Genomic DNA, 16,328 nt, shown 5'->3' with positions numbered 1-16,328 from the left:
TGACCGGATGCGAGTCCGCGCGGGGCGCTGTGGTGCAGCGCCCCGCGCGGCTCATGTGTGTGCGGGTGGGATCAACCGGTGTAGGTACCGGACTTGACCGCCTTCCACTCGCCGCCCTCGACCTTGTAGACGGTGAGCTGCTTGTTGGTCGTGTCGCCGTATTCGTCGAAGGAGACCTTGCCGGTGACGCCGTCGAAGGAGACGTTCTGCACGGCTTCGGTGATCTTCGCGCGGGCGTCGCTGGGAAGCTTGCCGTCGTTGTCCTCGACGACCTTCTTCACGGCTTCGATGATCGCCCAGGTGGAGTCGTAGGAGTAGCCGCCGTAGGCCGCGTAGGGCTCCTTGTAGCCCTCGGACTTGTAGTCGGCGATGAACGACTTGGCGGAGGGGAGTTCCTCGACCGGGGCGCCGACGGAGGTGGCGAAGTCGCCGGTGCTGGCGGAGCCGCCGAGCTCGATGTAGGTCGGGTCGTACATGCCGTCGCCGCCGGCTACGGGGATCTTGGCGCCGGCGGCCTTGATCTGCTTGGTCAGCGGGCCGGACTGCGGGTACTCGCCGCCGTAGTAGACGACGTCGGCGCCGGAGTTCTTGACCTTGGTGGCGACCGCGGAGAAGTCCTTGGTCTCGGGGTCGATGTGCTCGGTGCCGACGACCTTGCCGCCGAGCTTCTTGAACTCGTCGGTGAAGGTGGCGGCCAGGCCGGCGCCGTAGGTCTTCTTGTCGTCGATGACGAAGACCTTCTTCTTCTTGGCGTCGTTGTACAGGTACTGCGCGGCGAACGGGCCCTGGATGGCGTCCGTGGTCGCGGTGCGGAAGTACGACTTGTACGGGCGGACCTTCTTGGTCTGCCAGTCGGCGCCCTGGGTCAGGGTCGGGCCGGTGTTGGCCGGGGAGACCTCGACGAGCTTGGCGTCGTCGAAGACCTTCTGCATGGATTCGGCGACGGAGGAGTTCAGCGGGCCGACGACGCCGAGGACGTCCTTGTTGGCGACGAACGTGGTGGCGTTCTGCTGGCCCGAGGAGGGCTGCGCCTGGTCGTCGAGGGCTTCGACCTTGAAGGTGATGCCTTCGACGTACTTGTCCTTGTTGGCCGTCTTGGCGGCGAGGTCCGCGGAGTTCTTGATGCCGAGACCCAGCGCGGACAGGTCACCGGTCAGCGGGGCGTCGACGCCGATGACGACAGTGGTTCCACTGCCGGTGTCCGAGCCGCTTTTGCCCTCGTCGCGCGAGCCACAGGCGGTGAGTGTGAGTGCTCCCGCCGCCAGCGCGGCGGTGATGGCTATGAGCGAACGTTGACGCACGATCAGTCCTTTCCCTGGCACGGCCCTTCCTGTTTGGAAGCGGCCGAGTCGAGCGCTGGGCCGAAGACGTGACTTCGATTCCGTTGGCGCGGTGACTGGCCGTGACTCTAAGCGGGTGTGGGGAACGTGTAGGAGACTCTGGCCAAGGCTGTGACGCTCTTGTTATGACACGAGGTAATGCAGAGCGGTACTCAGTGGGTGGATGCGCGGAATTCAGGCCGATTCGCCCTGTCCACATGTTGAGAACGTGCAGGGTTGACGCGGGTAGGTTCAGGAGTGTTCAGGCGTTTGGTGATGACGCGGAGTCGTTGCTGCAGGCGACTTGAAGGGCGTCGGAGAGGTCTTGTGCGTAGCGCTCACCCAAGATGAAACTGTGCGTTTCTATTGCACGCGTATTACGTAGAGTTACATCCAGGAAAGGCAGTCCGGCGCTCTCCGGCACTTTCCCGCACTCCGTGACGCGCATGGTGATGACGATCTTCCGGGGCTCGTCCGTCCCGATCCGGAACGGAGTGCGCGGGTCCGTCCGCACGGAGAGCCCCGCGTAGGGCTGGGTCATGCGGGGGACCGTGATCGTGGGGCCGTCCAGCACGCTCAGCTCCACCACGAAGCCGAAGCTCCCGCGCGGCCCCCCGGCGGACCGCGGCGCCGGGCCCAGATAGCGCACACCGACCGCCTGGGAGGGGTACGGCGCTTCGGGCCCGGGCTCCGGCTTCGGCCGGGTGGCGTACAGATAGCCGCCGCCCGCGAGCACGACGACGGCCGCCGCCGCCGCGAGCACGGCACGGCGGTGCCGGGCGTGCGCCCGCGTGAACCGCCCGCGAGGAGGCTCCGGCACGGGCGTGAGGTCCGCTTCCGGTACGTCCCACGCGCGCGTGCCCTCGCCCGGCTCCACGGGACCGACCCCGCTCACTGCCAGGGCCCCTCGCCCGGACCGCCCTCGCGGTACCACTCCGCGCAGCCCGCGCGCGCCCGCCGGTCGATCAGCCGCTCCGCCGCGTCCCTGCCGTCGCGTTTGCGCTCGGCCCGGGCCGCGTCCACGACCTCCCGCAGAATCTCGTACTGCCCGTTCGACAGCCCCATGGACTGATAATCGCCGTAGGTGTCGCCGTCCAGCATCTCCTGCGACCAGTACGCGACGACCTTCGCGCACAGTTCTTCGGGCGGGGTGGCCGACGGCGACGGTGAGCCGTCGCTCGGCGCGGCCGACGATCCGCCGTTCGCGGTCGGCCCACGCGTCGCGGCCGACTCCGTGCACCCGGTGGCCAGGACGCCGGTCAGCAGCGCCAGCCCGAGCACCGCCCCCGGCCAGGGGGCTCCTCCCGTTGCCATGCCCCGACGCTAGGGCCTCTCCGCCCGGGGAGACCAGAGGCGGAGAGACCTTCGTCCCCGCCCGCCCCTCGTCCGCACCCATCAGTCCGACGTCCGGGCCCGCTCGCTCGGGGCGGCCGGGGCGTCGCGCAGCAGACAGGTCAGCCGGGCGGTGCACACCCGCTTGCCGGCCTCGTCGCTGACGACGATCTCGTACGTCGCCGTCGAGCGCCCCCGGTGCACCGGTGTGGCGACACCGGTCACCAGCCCGGACCGTACGCCCCGGTGGTGGGTGCAGTTCAGGTCCACACCCACGGCGATCTTGGAGCTGCCCGCGTGCAGCATGGACCCGACCGACCCCAGCGTCTCCGCCAGCACGGCGGACGCGCCGCCGTGCAGCAGCCCGTACGGCTGGGTGTTGCCCTCCACCGGCATGGTCCCGACGACCCGGTCCGCCGACGCCTCCACGATGCGCACGCCCAGACGGGTGCCGAGGTGTCCGGCCGAGAACATCGCGACCAGGTCGATGCCGAGGTTCGCGTACTCGTCGATGACCTCTTGCGGGAACTTCACGTGGTGCTGCTCGCCCATGGGGCTCCGTCCGTCGTCGATCGCCTGCGCCGCCGGCGGTCGAACGCCGGCCCTCCTGAGCAAACGCTCAGTCGGTCGACGATTGTTCCAGACGGATCACCACGGACTTGCTGGCCGGGGTGTTGCTGGTGTCGGCGGTGGCGTCCAGCGGCACCAGGACGTTGGTCTCCGGGTAGTACGCGGCCGCGCAGCCGCGGGCCGTCGGGTAGTGCACCACCCGGAATCCGGCCGCCCGGCGCTCCACGCCGTCCCTCCACTCGCTCACCAGGTCCACGTACGCCCCGTCGGCGAGCTTCAGCTCCCGCGCGTCCTCGGGGTTGACCAGCACGACCCGGCGGCCGTTCCTGATGCCCCGGTAGCGGTCGTCGAGGCCGTAGATCGTGGTGTTGTACTGGTCGTGCGAGCGCAGCGTCTGCAGCAGCAGGCGGCCCTCCGGCAGTCGCGGGTACTCGATGGGCGCGGCCGTGAAGTTGGCCTTGCCGGTGGCCGTGGGGAAGCGCCGCTCGTCGCGCGGGGCGTGCGGGAGGGCGAAGCCGCCCGGGTCGGCCACGCGCGCGTTGAAGTCCTCGAAGCCGGGCACCACGCGCGCGATGCGGTCGCGGATCGTCGCGTAGTCCTTCTCGAACTCCTCCCACGGCGTCCGGCTGTCCTCGCCGAGGACCCGGCGGGCGAGCCGGCACACGATGGCCGGCTCGGACAGCAGCTGCCCGCTCGCGGGCTCCAGACGGCCGCGCGAGGCGTGCACCATGCCCATCGAGTCCTCGACGGTCACGAACTGCTCGCCGCCGCCCTGGAGATCGCGCTCGGTGCGGCCCAGGGTGGGCAGGATCAGCGCCCGCGCGCCCGTGACGGCGTGCGAGCGGTTGAGCTTCGTCGACACGTGCACGGTCAGCCGGGCCCGGCGCATCGCCGCCTCCGTCACCTCCGTGTCGGGGGACGCCGACACGAAGTTGCCGCCCATGGCGAAGAACACCTTCGCCTTGTCGTCGCGCATGGCCCTGATGGCCCGTACGACGTCGTAGCCGTGCTCCCGGGGCGGGGCGAAGCCGAACTCCTTCTCCAGGGCGTCCAGGAACGCCGGGGCGGGCCGCTCGAAGATGCCCATCGTGCGGTCGCCCTGCACGTTCGAGTGGCCGCGCACCGGGCAGACGCCCGCGCCGGGGCGGCCGATGTTGCCGCGCAGCAGAAGGAAGTTGACCACTTCGCGGATGGTCGGCACCGAGTGCTTGTGCTGGGTGAGGCCCATGGCCCAGCAGACGATGGTCCGCTTCGAGGCGAGGACCATGCGCAGCGCCTCGTCGATCCGCTCGCGCGTGAGGCCGGTCGCGGTGAGCGTCTCGTCCCAGTCGGCCGCGCGGGCCGCCTCGGCGAACTCCTCGTACCCGTGCGTGTGCTCGCCGACGAACGCCTCGTCGACCGCGCCCTCGGTCTCCAGGATCAGCTTGTTCAGAAGACGGAACAGGGCCTGGTCGCCGCCGATGCGGATCTGGAGGAACAGGTCGGTGAGGGCGGCACCCTTGAACATGCCCTGCGGGGTCTGCGGGTTCTTGAACCGCTCCAGGCCGGCCTCGGGCAGCGGGTTCACGGTGATGATCTTCGCGCCGTTCGCCTTCGCCTTCTCCAGCGCGGAGAGCATACGAGGATGATTCGTCCCCGGGTTCTGTCCGGCGACGACGATCAGATCGGCCTTGTAGAGGTCCTCCAGCAGAACGCTGCCCTTGCCGATGCCGATCGTCTCGTTGAGCGCGGAGCCCGACGACTCGTGGCACATGTTGGAGCAGTCCGGCAGGTTGTTCGTGCCGAACTCGCGGGCGAACAGCTGGTACAGGAACGCGGCCTCGTTGCTGGTCCGGCCGGAGGTGTAGAAGAGGGCCTCGTCGGGGGAGGCGAGGGCCTTCAGCTCCTCGGCGACGATGTCGAAGGCGCGCTCCCAGGACACCGGCTCGTAGCGGTCGCCCCCTTCGGGGAGATACACGGGGTGCGTGAGCCGCCCCTGCTGCCCGAGCCAGTACCCGCTCCGGCCGGCGAGATCGGCCACCGTGTGGGCGGCGAAGAACTCCGGGGTGACCCGGCGCAGTGTGGCCTCCTCGGCGACCGCCTTCGCGCCGTTCTCGCAGAACTCCGCCGCGTGCCGGTGGTCCGGCTCCGGCCAGGCGCAGCCCGGGCAGTCGAAGCCGTCCTTCTGGTTGACCCGCAGCAGCGTCAGCGCGGTCCGCCTCACACCCATCTGCTGCTGCGCGATCCGCAGCGTGTGCCCGATCGCCGGCAGCCCCGCCGCGGCATGCTTGGGCTCCGCGACCTGCGGCGCGTCCTGAACCGGATCACTCTTCGGCGCCTTGCCGGCCATGGCTGCTCCCCATTCGCATACCTGTGCAGATACCTGTGCAGATTCGAGCGCGAGGCTACGCCTTTCGATCCTCGCACGTGTCACCGCGGAGAAACGAGACCGGCCGGTGGGGGAGGTGGGGTGGTGGTGAGGCCGGGGGCGGTGCCGAACCGGCCGCTGCCCCGGGCCTCGGAGGGGACCTGGGTACGTCCCTGGGGTCCGGCTGTCAGTGGCACGTGGCAGGATCGGGTTCGTGGCAGAGACAGGATCGAAGAAGACCGACAGCACCCCCGGCGGCAGCCGTCCCCGGCTCATGCTCATGGACGGGCACTCGCTGGCCTACCGCGCGTTCTTCGCGCTGCCCGCGGAGAACTTCACGACGGCGACGGGCCAGCCGACCAACGCGATCTACGGCTTCGCGTCGATGCTGGCGAACACGCTGCGCGACGAGGCCCCCACCCACTTCGCGGTCGCGTTCGACGTCTCCCGCAAGACCTGGCGCTCGGAGGAGTTCACCGAGTACAAGGCGAACCGCTCGAAGACCCCGGACGAGTTCAAGGGCCAGGTCGAGCTGATCGGCGAACTGCTCGACGCGATGCACGCCGTCCGCTTCGCGGTCGACGGCTTCGAGGCCGACGACATCATCGCCACCCTCGCCACCCAGGCCGAGGCCGAGGGCTTCGAGGTCCTCATCGTCACCGGCGACCGTGACTCCTTCCAGCTCGTCAGCGAGCACACCACCGTGCTCTACCCGACGAAGGGTGTCTCGGAGCTGACCCGGTTCACCCCGGAGAAGGTGTTCGAGAAGTACGGCCTCACCCCGGCCCAGTACCCGGACTTCGCGGCCCTGCGCGGCGACCCGTCCGACAACCTCCCCGGCATCCCCGGCGTCGGCGAGAAGACCGCCGCGAAGTGGATCAACCAGTTCGGCTCGTTCGCGGATCTCGTCGAGCGCGTCGAGGAGGTCAAGGGCAAGGTCGGGCAGAACCTCCGCGACCACCTGGAGGCCGTCAAGCTCAACCGCCGCCTCACCGAGATGGTGCGCACGGTCGAACTGCCCAAGGGCGTCACCGACTTGGAGCGCGCCGCGTACGACCGCACGGCCGTCGCGATGGTCCTGGACACCCTGGAGATCCGCAACCCGTCGCTGCGCGAGCGCCTGCTGGCCGTCGACCCGGGCGCCGAGGAGGCCGACGCCGGTCAGCCGGCCGCCCCGGGCGTCGAGGTGGACGGCACGGTGCTCGGCTCCGGCGAGCTGGCCCCCTGGCTCGCCGAGCACGGCACGGAGGTCCTCGGTGTCGCCACGGTCGACACCTGGGCGCTCGGCACCGGCTCGGTCACGGAGGTCGCGCTCGCCGCCGCCGGGGGTGCGGCCGCCTGGTTCGACCCGACCCAGCTGGACGAGGCGGACGAGACCGCGTGGGCGGCCTGGCTCGCCGACACCGCCAGGCCGAAGGTGTTCCACAACGCCAAGGCCGCCATGCGGGTCTTCGCCGAGCACGGCTGGACCGTCGAGGGCGTCGGCATGGACACCGCGCTCGCCGCGTACCTGGTCAAGCCGGGCCGCCGCTCCTTCGACCTGGACGCACTCTCCCTGGAGTACCTGGGCCGCGAGCTGGCCCCCGCCGCCACGGCCGACGGGCAGCTGGCCTTCGGCGCGGACGAGGGCGCCGAGGCCGACGCGCTGATGGTGCAGGCCCGCGCGATCCTCGACCTCGGCGAGGCCTTCGGGGAGCGCCTGCGGGAGGTCGGCGCGGCGGAGCTTCTCCGTGACGTGGAGCTGCCGACCTCCGCGCTCCTGGCCCGTATGGAGCGCCACGGCATCGCGGCGGACCGGGCGCATCTGGAGGCCATGGAGCAGATGTTCGCGGGCGCCGTGCAGCAGGCGGTGAAGGAGGCGCACGCGGCGGCGGGACACGAGTTCAACCTGGGCTCGCCCAAGCAGCTCCAGGAAGTCCTCTTCGGTGAGCTGGGCCTGCCCAAGACCAAGCGCACGAAGACGGGCTACACCACGGACGCGGACGCCCTCGCCTGGCTCGCCGGCCAGACGGACAACGAACTGCCGGTCATCATGCTCCGCCACCGCGAGCAGGCGAAGCTCCGCGTCACCGTCGAGGGCCTGATCAAGACCGTCGCCGCGGACGACCGGATCCACACCACCTTCAACCAGACGGTCGCCGCCACGGGCCGTCTGTCCTCGGTGGACCCGAACCTGCAGAACATCCCGGTCCGCACCGACGAGGGCCGTGCCATCCGCCGCGGCTTCGTCGTCGGCGAGGGCTTCGAGTCCCTGATGACGGCGGACTACAGCCAGATCGAACTGCGTGTGATGGCCCACCTCTCCGAGGACGCGGGCCTGATCGAGGCGTTCACCTCCGGCGAGGACCTGCACACCACGGCGGCCGCGCAGGTGTTCGGGGTCGAGCAGTCGGCGGTGGACGCGGAGATGCGCCGCAAGATCAAGGCGATGTCGTACGGCCTGGCGTACGGGCTGTCCGCGTTCGGCCTCTCCCAGCAGCTGAACATCGACGCGGGTGAGGCGCGTGCCCTGATGGACGCGTACTTCGAGCGGTTCGGCGGGGTACGGGACTACCTGCGCCGGGCCGTGGACGAGGCGAGGGCGACGGGGTACACGGCGACGATCTTCGGGCGTCGGCGCTACCTGCCCGACCTCAACAGCGACAACCGTCAGCGTCGCGAGGCCGCCGAGCGGATGGCCCTCAACGCGCCCATCCAGGGCACCGCCGCGGACATCGTCAAGATCGCCATGCTGAACGTCGGCCGCGCCCTGGACGAGGCGGGCCTCGCCTCCCGCATGCTCCTCCAGGTCCACGACGAAATCGTCCTGGAGATCGCCCCCGGCGAACGCGACCGCACCGAGCAGATCCTCCGCCACGAGATGGCGGGCGCCGTCCACCTGAGGGCCCCGCTGGACGTCTCGGTGGGCCACGGCCCGGACTGGGAGTCGGCGGCACACTGACCACTGGAGACGGGGCCCGGCCGAAGTGCTCGGGCCCCATCCCCGGGCGCCGGGCCGCCACAGTCCTCCGGACCCCATCACCCGGGCGCCGGGCCTCCACTGCGCCAGGCCTCCGGGCAAACGCCGCGCGCACACGACCGCCCGCAGATGACGCGGGCGGGCACCTCATACGGCAGATCGCGGACACTGCCAGGCCTGCCGCCGTGCACCATGGCCCGCTTTTCTCCACCGCTCGACGTCAATCCGCCGCGACGGCGAGCATCCGGTACGGCGCTGCCCGGCGGCGCCGAGCCGACGGATGCGCCCCGCCTCATCCGCTGCCGTACGGCATGGGCCGATCGCCGGCCGGCGGTACCGAGCCCACGGCCGGCGCGTTTCGGTGCCCCTCGACCCCGCCCCGCCGTGTCACCCGGCTGGCCCCCACCAAGGCGCCCCGGGCGGAGCGCAGCCGTAAGGATGCCCGCATGGGCATACGCACGCTCCGCCGCCGTACAGCGACAGCTGCCACCCGCCTGTCAGGGGTGCGAACCCGCCTCACCCGGGCCTCCTGGGCCGGCCCACGCGTCCGGCGGCCGCACAGCCTCTACCCCTGGCCAATGACCCACCCCGTGGCGGCCCTCCTCGGACACGTACCGCCGTACGCCCCCCGCGCCGCCAGACCCCGCATCCCCAGCGGACCCCCCACCCGGCGCCCGGTACTCAGCGGCGGACCGAGTTGTCCGCCTCCGCGTCGGCTGCGGGCGCCGGAGCGGCAGGAGCCGGGCGCCGCACCCTGACGCCGACGCCGTAGAGGACCACGCCGACCACCAGCCCGGCGCCCGCCCCGAAACAGATGGTCGGGATCACCTCGTACGGTTTGGCGACCGACCCCCAGTACGCCCACCAGCGGGCCACCCGCTGTGCCGCCGCGACCAGCGCGCAGCCCCCGATGACCGCACCCGCCACCCACCGGTCGGCCGAGGAGAGCACGGGCACGCCCACGGGCTCGACCGCCGGCTGCCGGCGCAGGGCCAGCACGACGAAGACGGCGATCACGACCGCCGCGATCGCCGAACCGCCGTACTGGAGGTACCAGTAGAGCGGCGAGCCCGCGATCTCCTCGCCGAGGACGGGAAACAGCCGCATCCCCCACCGGTCGAGATGAGTGAACGCGTCCCACACGACATGGGTCAGCGAGCCGAGCGCGGCGGAGACGTACCACCACAGGGCCAGCGAGGGGCTGAACCGCCGCGCCCCCGTCCCGGAGCGCACCAGTGCGGCCACCCTCCCCTGCCGCCCCCTCGGCAGCAGCGCGACCAGCGGCTCCCGGAGCAGCAACCACAGCCCGACCAGCGCCCAGGTGACGAGGACATCGACGGTGAAGACCCCGGCGAAGGAGTGTGTGACATCGCCGAACTCCATGGCCTCGGGCAGCACACTCGCCACGTAGTACGTCAGGTCGGGCGCGAACGAACCCGCGACGAGCACGGAGGACACCAGCGGCCCGCGCGCGGTCCCGTCGCCGCGCAGGGCGGGAAGTACGGCGGCGGCGTGGCTGAGCGTGAAGGGCAAGTCGTCCCCCTGTGACGGACTTTGTGACGGACGGTGGCCGGACAGGCCGCCCGGCGGTGACCGGTCGCCAGTATGCGCGACTCGTGTCCGCCCTTCCGAAGGGTGGCCGCGCGACAGCAAACCGATATGTCCAATCGGTGAATATCGGGCACGAACGGGTGTCCGGGCAAAGGAAGTTGTCGTAGGGTCGCCTGGGTCGTCGCGCCGGTTGGTGTGGTGGTCACCGGATTTCTGGGAAGGGAATGCCGGAACAGGGCAACCAAAACCGGAACTTCGGAGTCGGTGTACCTGGGCAGGAGAGCCGGTCCTGCGAAACCGGAAAAAGCCCGACACATCAGTAAACGGAATGAACGCCAACGCGTTCGACCACCGGGGAGGGGTTCACTCAATGGCGGCGCAGTTCGGTTTGAGGCTCCGCAAGGGGGCGGCCACGACCGCCCTGGCCGCGGCCACGGTAGCGGCGCTGGCCGCCTCCCAGGCCCCGGGAGTGACCACCGACAGCGCGGGCAGACAGACCGCGGGCGCGCCCTCGCCGGACATGACCACCCGGGCCGACGACACCGCCTCGGGCAACTCGCAGTACTACACCGACCTTCCGCCCCTCGACAGCCCCACCCCGACGACGGGCCCGGGCGGCACGTCGGGCACGACCGGCGGCTCCGAGAGCGGCATACCCGCGACCGTCCTCGACGCCTACAAGAAGGCCGAGGCGTCCCTGCGCGAGTCCAAGCCCGGCTGCAATCTGCCCTGGCAGCTCCTCGCCGCCATCGGCAAGGTCGAGTCCGGGCAGGCCCGCGGCGGCCGGGTCGACGCCGAGGGCACGACGATCGGCAAGATCCTCGGCCCCCAGCTCAACGGCAACGGCTTCGCGAACATCAGCGACACCGACAACGGCGCCTACGACGGCGACAGCAGGCACGACCGGGCGGTCGGCCCCATGCAGTTCATCCCCTCCACCTGGGAGTGGGCGGCCCGCGACGGCAACGACGACGGCGCCAAGGACCCCAACAACATCTACGACGCCGCCCTCGCGGCCGGCAACTACCTGTGCCGTTTCGACTGGGACCTGTCGAACAGCGCGAACCTGCGGAGCGCGATCCTCAGTTACAACAACTCGACGGAGTACTACAACACCGTCATGTCGTGGCTGGAGCACTACCGCAAGGGCACCCACGAGATCCCGGACGGCACCGGCTCCCTGCCCGAGACGCCGAGCGGCGGCAACAGCACCGGCACCGGCACCGGCACAGGAACCGGCAACAGCAACAGCAACAGCGGTGGCGGAAACGGCAAGGGCAACGGCAACGATGGCTCCACGCCGAGTCCCAAGCCCACGCCGCCGAAGGGGAACAAGCCGCCCACCAACGAGCCGGGCGGCGGCACCACCCCGCCCCCGCCGACCACCCCCCCGCCCTCGACGCCGGGCACGCCCACCGACACGGTGCACCACCTGGAGAACGCGGGCCCCTCGAACCTGACGGCCATGGCCGGTGACACCTTCACCGGCAAGCTCGTCGCGCGCACGGAGACCAAGGCGGGCAAGGCCGTGGCGAAGGTCCGGGTCCGCTTCTCCGTCATCGGCGACACGGACACCGCCTTCGCCGGTGGCGAGAAGTTCGCGACCATCATCACCGACAGCACGGGCAAGGCCACCGCCCCCGCGCTCGTGGCCGGCGAGAAGACCGGTGCCGTCACCATCCGCGCCACCGTCGTGGGCCGGTCCGTGGCCGCCCTCGACCACAAGGTCACCGTCACCGCCCGTCAGGCCGACGCCCTCGCCCGCACCGGCACCACCGCGCTGACCTGCGTGCCGAACGGGGAGTTCGCCGAGCAGGTCGAGGTCAAGGCCACCTACCGGGGCGAGATCGCGGACAAGGTCGCGGTCAAGGCGACCCTCATCAAGTCGCTCCTCGACGTCACCGAGAACGACAAGGGCCCCTACTTCAAGGGCGCCGACGGCAAGCCCGTCCGGACCCTGGCCCTGGAGACCGACGCGGGCGGCCTCCTCAAGCTCCCGAAGCTCTTCTCGGACGACGCCACCGGCACGTTCCTGCTCCGCGTCGAGACCGAGGGCGGCGCGACCCTCACCCTCGAACTGAAGGTGGAGGCGCCGGCCGAGACGGCCGAGCCGACCGAGCCGGTGACACCGAGCCCCAGCGAGTCCTAGCCGACACCGGCCGTCCGTACTGCGGCCCACGGCGGCGCTCCTCTTCCGAGAGGGGCGCCGCCGTTGTTGTGTGCGCGACGTGTTCTCATCTCGCCCGGCCGTTGCTACGGTGCCGGACCTGACGAACTATCAGTTCCTGTCGGAAGGCCCGTAGTCGGGAGGTCCGTATGCGCGTCCTGATCGCAGCCGCGACCGGTCTCGCCCTCGCCTTCGCCCTGGCGTTCACGATCACGGCGCTGGGCTCACCGACGGGGGAGACGTCACCGAAGCCGTTGCTGACGACCGTCCCCGCACATCCATAGCCGCCAGGGAGGGAGGCCGAGATGCGCCGGAGGACCGGACTGATCCTGCTCGCGCTCGCCGTGTTCTTCACCGCGCTGTCCCCACTGCTGCGCTGGTACGTCTTCCCGAACCAGGCCAAGATCCCGGCGAACCAGTACCAGGACATGGTCCTGGAGGCGAAGGACGCCACCCTCCTCGACTACGGCACGATGACCGCGCGGACGGTCCCGAAGGTCACCATCGTGCAGACCCTCAAGGGCAACGTGGAGGCCTCCGAGGACATCGAGAAGAGGACCGACCGGGACGTCGTCGTCTGGGACGGCCTGTCGTACGTCCAGGGCCCCGACGGCGAGATGGTCTCCAGGATCCCCGAGCGCTACATCTTCGACGCCCACACCCAGGAACCCGTGCACGCCAAGGGCGAGATGGTCGACGGCGACCCCGTGAAGCGGGAGGGGCTGGAATTCAAGTGGCCCTTCCTCACGGAGAAGAGGGACTACGAGTACTTCGACGCCCAGGCCCGGATCACCGCCCCCATCCACTACAAGGGCACCCAGGACTTCCGCGGCGTCGAGGTCTACTACTTCGAACAGACCATCCCGTGGACCGAGGTGCCCTTCCCCCGGACCATGCCCGTCGAGGGCATCACCCGGGAGACGGTCGCCGGGACGGGCACGACCCGCTGGTACACCACGGTCCGCAAGTTCTGGGTGGAGCCCGTCACCGGGGCCCCCGTCTACGGCGAGGAGATCCACAAGGAGGAACTCCGCGGCGGCACGCTGCTGGGCGACCGCGAGAAGGTGACCGCCTTCGCCGGCCACGTGAAGATGCGCGAGGACTACATCGAGCACACCGTCGACCTGGTCGAGTCCCAGCGTCTCCTCGTCCTCCTCATGACCGCCTACCTGCCCTGGGGCTTCCTCGGCCTGGGCATCCTGCTCCTCGCCCTCTCCCTCTACGTCGAGGCCCGCGGCCGCGGGCCCGGCGAACCGGAGTCCAGCAGGCCCCCGGCGTCCGAGCCGGTCAGCGCCTGAGCCGCGCGTTCGTGTACCGGGTCGGTCAGCGCCTGAGCCGCGCGTTCGTGTACCGCGTCGGCTCGGCCGTCGCCGGGTCCTCCGGCCACGGATGCCGGGGATACCGCCCGCGCAGCTCCGCCCGTACGGCCCTGTACCCGTCCTTCCAGAACGAGGCGAGATCGGCGGTGACGGCGGCGGGCCGCCCGGCGGGGGACAGCAGATGCACCAGCACGGGCACCCCGGCCAGCGCGGGCGACTCCCGCAGCCCGAACATCTCCTGCAACTTCACCGCCAGCACCGGCTGTTCGGGCCGCGTGTAGTCGACCCGGATCCGGGACCCGCTCGGCACCTCGATCCGCTCCGGCGCGAGCTCGTCCAGCCGTACGGCGTCCCCGTCGGCCCACGGCAACAGCCGCCTGAGCCCCTCCCCGGCATCGATCCGCCCGAGGTCGGCCCGCCGCCGGGCCCGGCTCAACTCGGGCTCCAACCACTCCTCCACGCGCGCGTGCAGGGCACTGTCGGACACATCGGGCCAGGGCGAGCCGAGCTGTTCCCGCAGGAACGCGAGCCGCTGCCGCAACCGCGCCGCATCCTCGGACCACCGCAACAGCCCGAGTCCCTCGACCCGCAGCCCTTCCAGCAACGCCTCCCGTACGAGCCCGGGCGCCGCCTCCCGCAACGGCCGCACCGCCAACTCCACGGCCCCCAGCCGCTCCACCCGCCGCGCCACGACGTCCCCGTCCCGCCACGCGACCTCCTCGCCCCGGCTGTACAGGTTCCCGGCCGCCTCCCGAGCGACCCCCTCGTCGACGGCGACCCCGAGCCGCACGCGCGCGTGCCCCGCCCCCACCGCCCGGTCGGCGACAGCCACGGCGATCCAGGGCACCCCGCGCAACCCGGAGCCTTCCCCCACCTCGGCCCGGGTCCCGGACACCATCAGATACGCCCCCCTGTCGGCCCGCGCCACCCGCTCCGGAAACGCCAACGCCGCCACGACCCCGGCAACCCGCTCATCCCCGGCACCGGCCCACGCACCCGCCCCGGCCGCCTCGGCGGAGGACCGCTCGCCGAACCCCCCGCCACCGCCCCGCTCGTCGGTCTTCCGCCGGCCCGACGGAGCATCGGCGCTCGGTTCGCCCGGGAAGGCGTCATGGGTGGGTTCCGAGTGGGGAAGGGGCCGCGCCGGAGGCGCGGGCGCCGACGCGGACCGCAGGCGTCGGGCTTCGGTGCGCCAGCGGGCCGCGTAGGCGTCGCCCCCGCGCCTGGCGGTCCGTAGCGCGGCGGCCAGGTCGTCGCCGTACTCCCGCGGGGGCTCCTCGCTCAGCAGCGCGACGACCTCGGCCGCGCGCTCGGCCCCCACCAGCGGCGTCGCGTCCAGGAGGGCGCGGGCCAGCCGGGGGTGGAGGCCGAGGCGGGACATGCGGGCGCCGCGTTCCGTGGCGTGCCCGGCGGGGGAGACCGCGCCGATCGCGGAGAGGACGTTCCGGGCCGCCGCCATCGCCCCGCTCGGGGGAGGGTCCAGGAGGGCGAGCCCGGAGGCGTCCGGGTCGCCCCAGCACGCCGCCCGGAGGGCGAACGCGGTCAGGTCGGCCACCTTGATCTCCGGCGAGGGGAAGCGCGGCAGACGGGCGTCCTCGGCCTCCGCCCAGCACCGGTAGACCGCGCCGGGGGCCTCCCGCCCGGCCCGCCCGGCCCGTTGCCTCCCGGCCGCCTGCGAGGCCCGTACCGTCGTCAACGCGCTGAGCCCCCGCGCGTGGTCGACGCGGGGCTCCCGCGCGAGCCCGGAGTCGACGACCACCCGCACCCCGGGCACCGTCAGCGAGGACTCGGCCACCGACGTCGCCAGCACCACCCGACGCCGCTCCCCGCCCGCCAGCACCGCGTCCTGCACGGCGGCCGGCGCCCGCCCGTGCACCTGCAGCACGTCCAGGTCACCCAGCCCGCCCAACTGCCCGGCCACGCGCGCGATCTCGCCCACCCCCGGCAGGAAGCAGAGGACGTCCCCCTGCCGCTCGGCCAGCGCCCGCCGCACCACCGACGCCACATGCGTCAGCGCCGCCGGGTCCACCCGCATCCCGTGCGGCGGCCGGACCGGACGGGACGGCGGCGCCCACACCACCTCGACGGGGTACGACACCCCCTCCGCCGCGACCACCGGCGCCCCGCCCAGCAGCCGTGCCCAGCCCTCCGCGTCCGTCGTCGCCGACGCCGCCACCAGCCGCAGCTCGGGCCGCAGCGCCGCACGCACGTCGAGCAGGAACGCCGCCACCGTGTCCGCGTCCAGATGCCGTTCATGGCACTCGTCGAGCACGACGACGTCGACGCCCGGCAACTCCTGGTCCCGCTGCAACCGTTGCAGCAGGACACCGGTCGTGACGACCTCCACGCGCGCGTGCCTGCCCACGACCCGTTCGCCGCGCACGGTGTAGCCGACGCTCCCGCCGACCTTCTCGCCCAGCAGCCACGCCATCCGCCGCGCCGCCGCCCGTGCCGCGATCCGCCGAGGCTCGGCGACGACCACGCGTCGTACCGGCCCGCCGTCCAGCAGCCCCGCCAGGGCCAGCGGCACCAGCGTCGTCTTGCCCGTCCCTGGCGGCGCGACAAGGACGGCGGTGCCGTGTCCCTCCAGGGCGTCGTCCAGAGCGGGCAGGGCATCGCGCACGGGCAGCGCGTCCAGGGCGTCGTAACGGATCACGCCCCCAGTGTCGTACGCCCCCGAAAACACCCTCTACGCGCGCGTGCCCCTTCCTTGCTCCTCGTCGCCTTCCTTATCGTCCTTGTCGTCCTTGTCGTCCTTCTTCTC

Annotated in this window: 11 protein-coding genes; 4 read left to right on the top strand and 7 right to left on the bottom strand. The window is 71.7% G+C overall.

All coding sequences use genetic code 11. The annotated features are described in order from the left end of the window. Positions 1–71: 71 nt before the first annotated feature. The 5 genes from OG202_RS13120 to OG202_RS13100 all read right to left on the bottom strand — a co-directional run bounded on the left by OG202_RS13120 (position 72) and on the right by OG202_RS13100 (position 5,550). Positions 72–1,301 carry a branched-chain amino acid ABC transporter substrate-binding protein gene (locus OG202_RS13120; protein WP_326583531.1) on the bottom strand — a complete coding sequence of 410 codons (1,230 nt, stop codon included), beginning with the start codon at positions 1,299–1,301 and terminating at the stop codon, positions 72–74. A 280-nt stretch (positions 1,302–1,581) separates the two neighbouring features. Further along, entirely contained in the window at positions 1,582–2,214 is a 633-nt protein-coding gene (locus OG202_RS13115; RefSeq protein ID WP_328222779.1) for a Tat pathway signal sequence domain protein, read from the bottom strand. Continuing rightward, complete coding sequence (locus OG202_RS13110) at positions 2,211–2,633, bottom strand: hypothetical protein (protein WP_328222778.1); 423 nt, start codon at positions 2,631–2,633, stop codon at positions 2,211–2,213. The genes OG202_RS13115 and OG202_RS13110 overlap by 4 nt, the downstream gene beginning before the upstream one ends. Before the next feature lie 81 nt (positions 2,634–2,714). Continuing rightward, positions 2,715–3,203, bottom strand: a complete 489-nt coding sequence (locus OG202_RS13105) for a PaaI family thioesterase (RefSeq protein ID WP_326583534.1) — start codon at positions 3,201–3,203, stop codon at positions 2,715–2,717. A 67-nt stretch (positions 3,204–3,270) separates the two neighbouring features. Next, positions 3,271–5,550: an FdhF/YdeP family oxidoreductase gene (locus OG202_RS13100; protein ID WP_326583535.1), complete on the bottom strand. Its 2,280-nt coding sequence runs from the start codon at positions 5,548–5,550 to the stop codon at positions 3,271–3,273. A gap of 232 nt (positions 5,551–5,782) precedes the next feature. On the opposite strand from OG202_RS13100, the gene polA reads away from it, so the two are divergent. After that, on the top strand, positions 5,783–8,509 hold the full coding sequence (gene polA, locus OG202_RS13095) for a DNA polymerase I (RefSeq protein WP_328222776.1): 2,727 nt from the start codon (positions 5,783–5,785) through the stop codon (positions 8,507–8,509). Between the two features lie 699 nt (positions 8,510–9,208). On the opposite strand, the gene OG202_RS13090 is transcribed toward polA, so the two are convergent. Continuing rightward, complete coding sequence (locus OG202_RS13090; protein WP_327730220.1) at positions 9,209–10,060, bottom strand: DUF4184 family protein; 852 nt, start codon at positions 10,058–10,060, stop codon at positions 9,209–9,211. A gap of 388 nt (positions 10,061–10,448) precedes the next feature. Between OG202_RS13090 and OG202_RS13085 the strand changes: the two genes are divergently transcribed. From OG202_RS13085 to OG202_RS13075, 3 genes are all read left to right on the top strand, one after another. Next, a complete protein-coding gene (locus tag OG202_RS13085; RefSeq protein WP_328222775.1) occupies positions 10,449–12,227 on the top strand; it encodes a lytic transglycosylase domain-containing protein in 1,779 nt (592 codons plus the stop codon). 167 nt (positions 12,228–12,394) lie between these two features. Further along, the gene (locus tag OG202_RS13080) at positions 12,395–12,529 is read left to right on the top strand and encodes an SPW_0924 family protein (RefSeq protein WP_326583539.1); all 135 of its coding nucleotides are present in this window, start codon (positions 12,395–12,397) and stop codon (positions 12,527–12,529) included. Positions 12,530–12,550: 21 nt separating this feature from the next. After that, positions 12,551–13,543 (top strand): DUF3068 domain-containing protein, encoded by a 993-nt coding sequence (locus OG202_RS13075; RefSeq protein ID WP_328222774.1) that lies wholly within the window; start codon positions 12,551–12,553, stop codon positions 13,541–13,543. Positions 13,544–13,568: 25 nt separating this feature from the next. Here OG202_RS13075 and OG202_RS13070 read toward each other — a convergent pair whose 3' ends face one another. Continuing rightward, positions 13,569–16,220 (bottom strand): ATP-dependent RNA helicase, encoded by a 2,652-nt coding sequence (locus OG202_RS13070; RefSeq protein ID WP_328222773.1) that lies wholly within the window; start codon positions 16,218–16,220, stop codon positions 13,569–13,571. Between the last annotated feature and the right edge of the window lie 108 nt (positions 16,221–16,328).

Origin of the sequence: Streptomyces sp. NBC_00310 (genome assembly GCF_036208085.1) — a bacterium.
In the GTDB taxonomy this organism is placed as follows: Bacteria; Actinomycetota; Actinomycetes; order Streptomycetales; family Streptomycetaceae; genus Streptomyces.
This window is presented reverse-complemented; position numbering and strand designations above follow the sequence as displayed.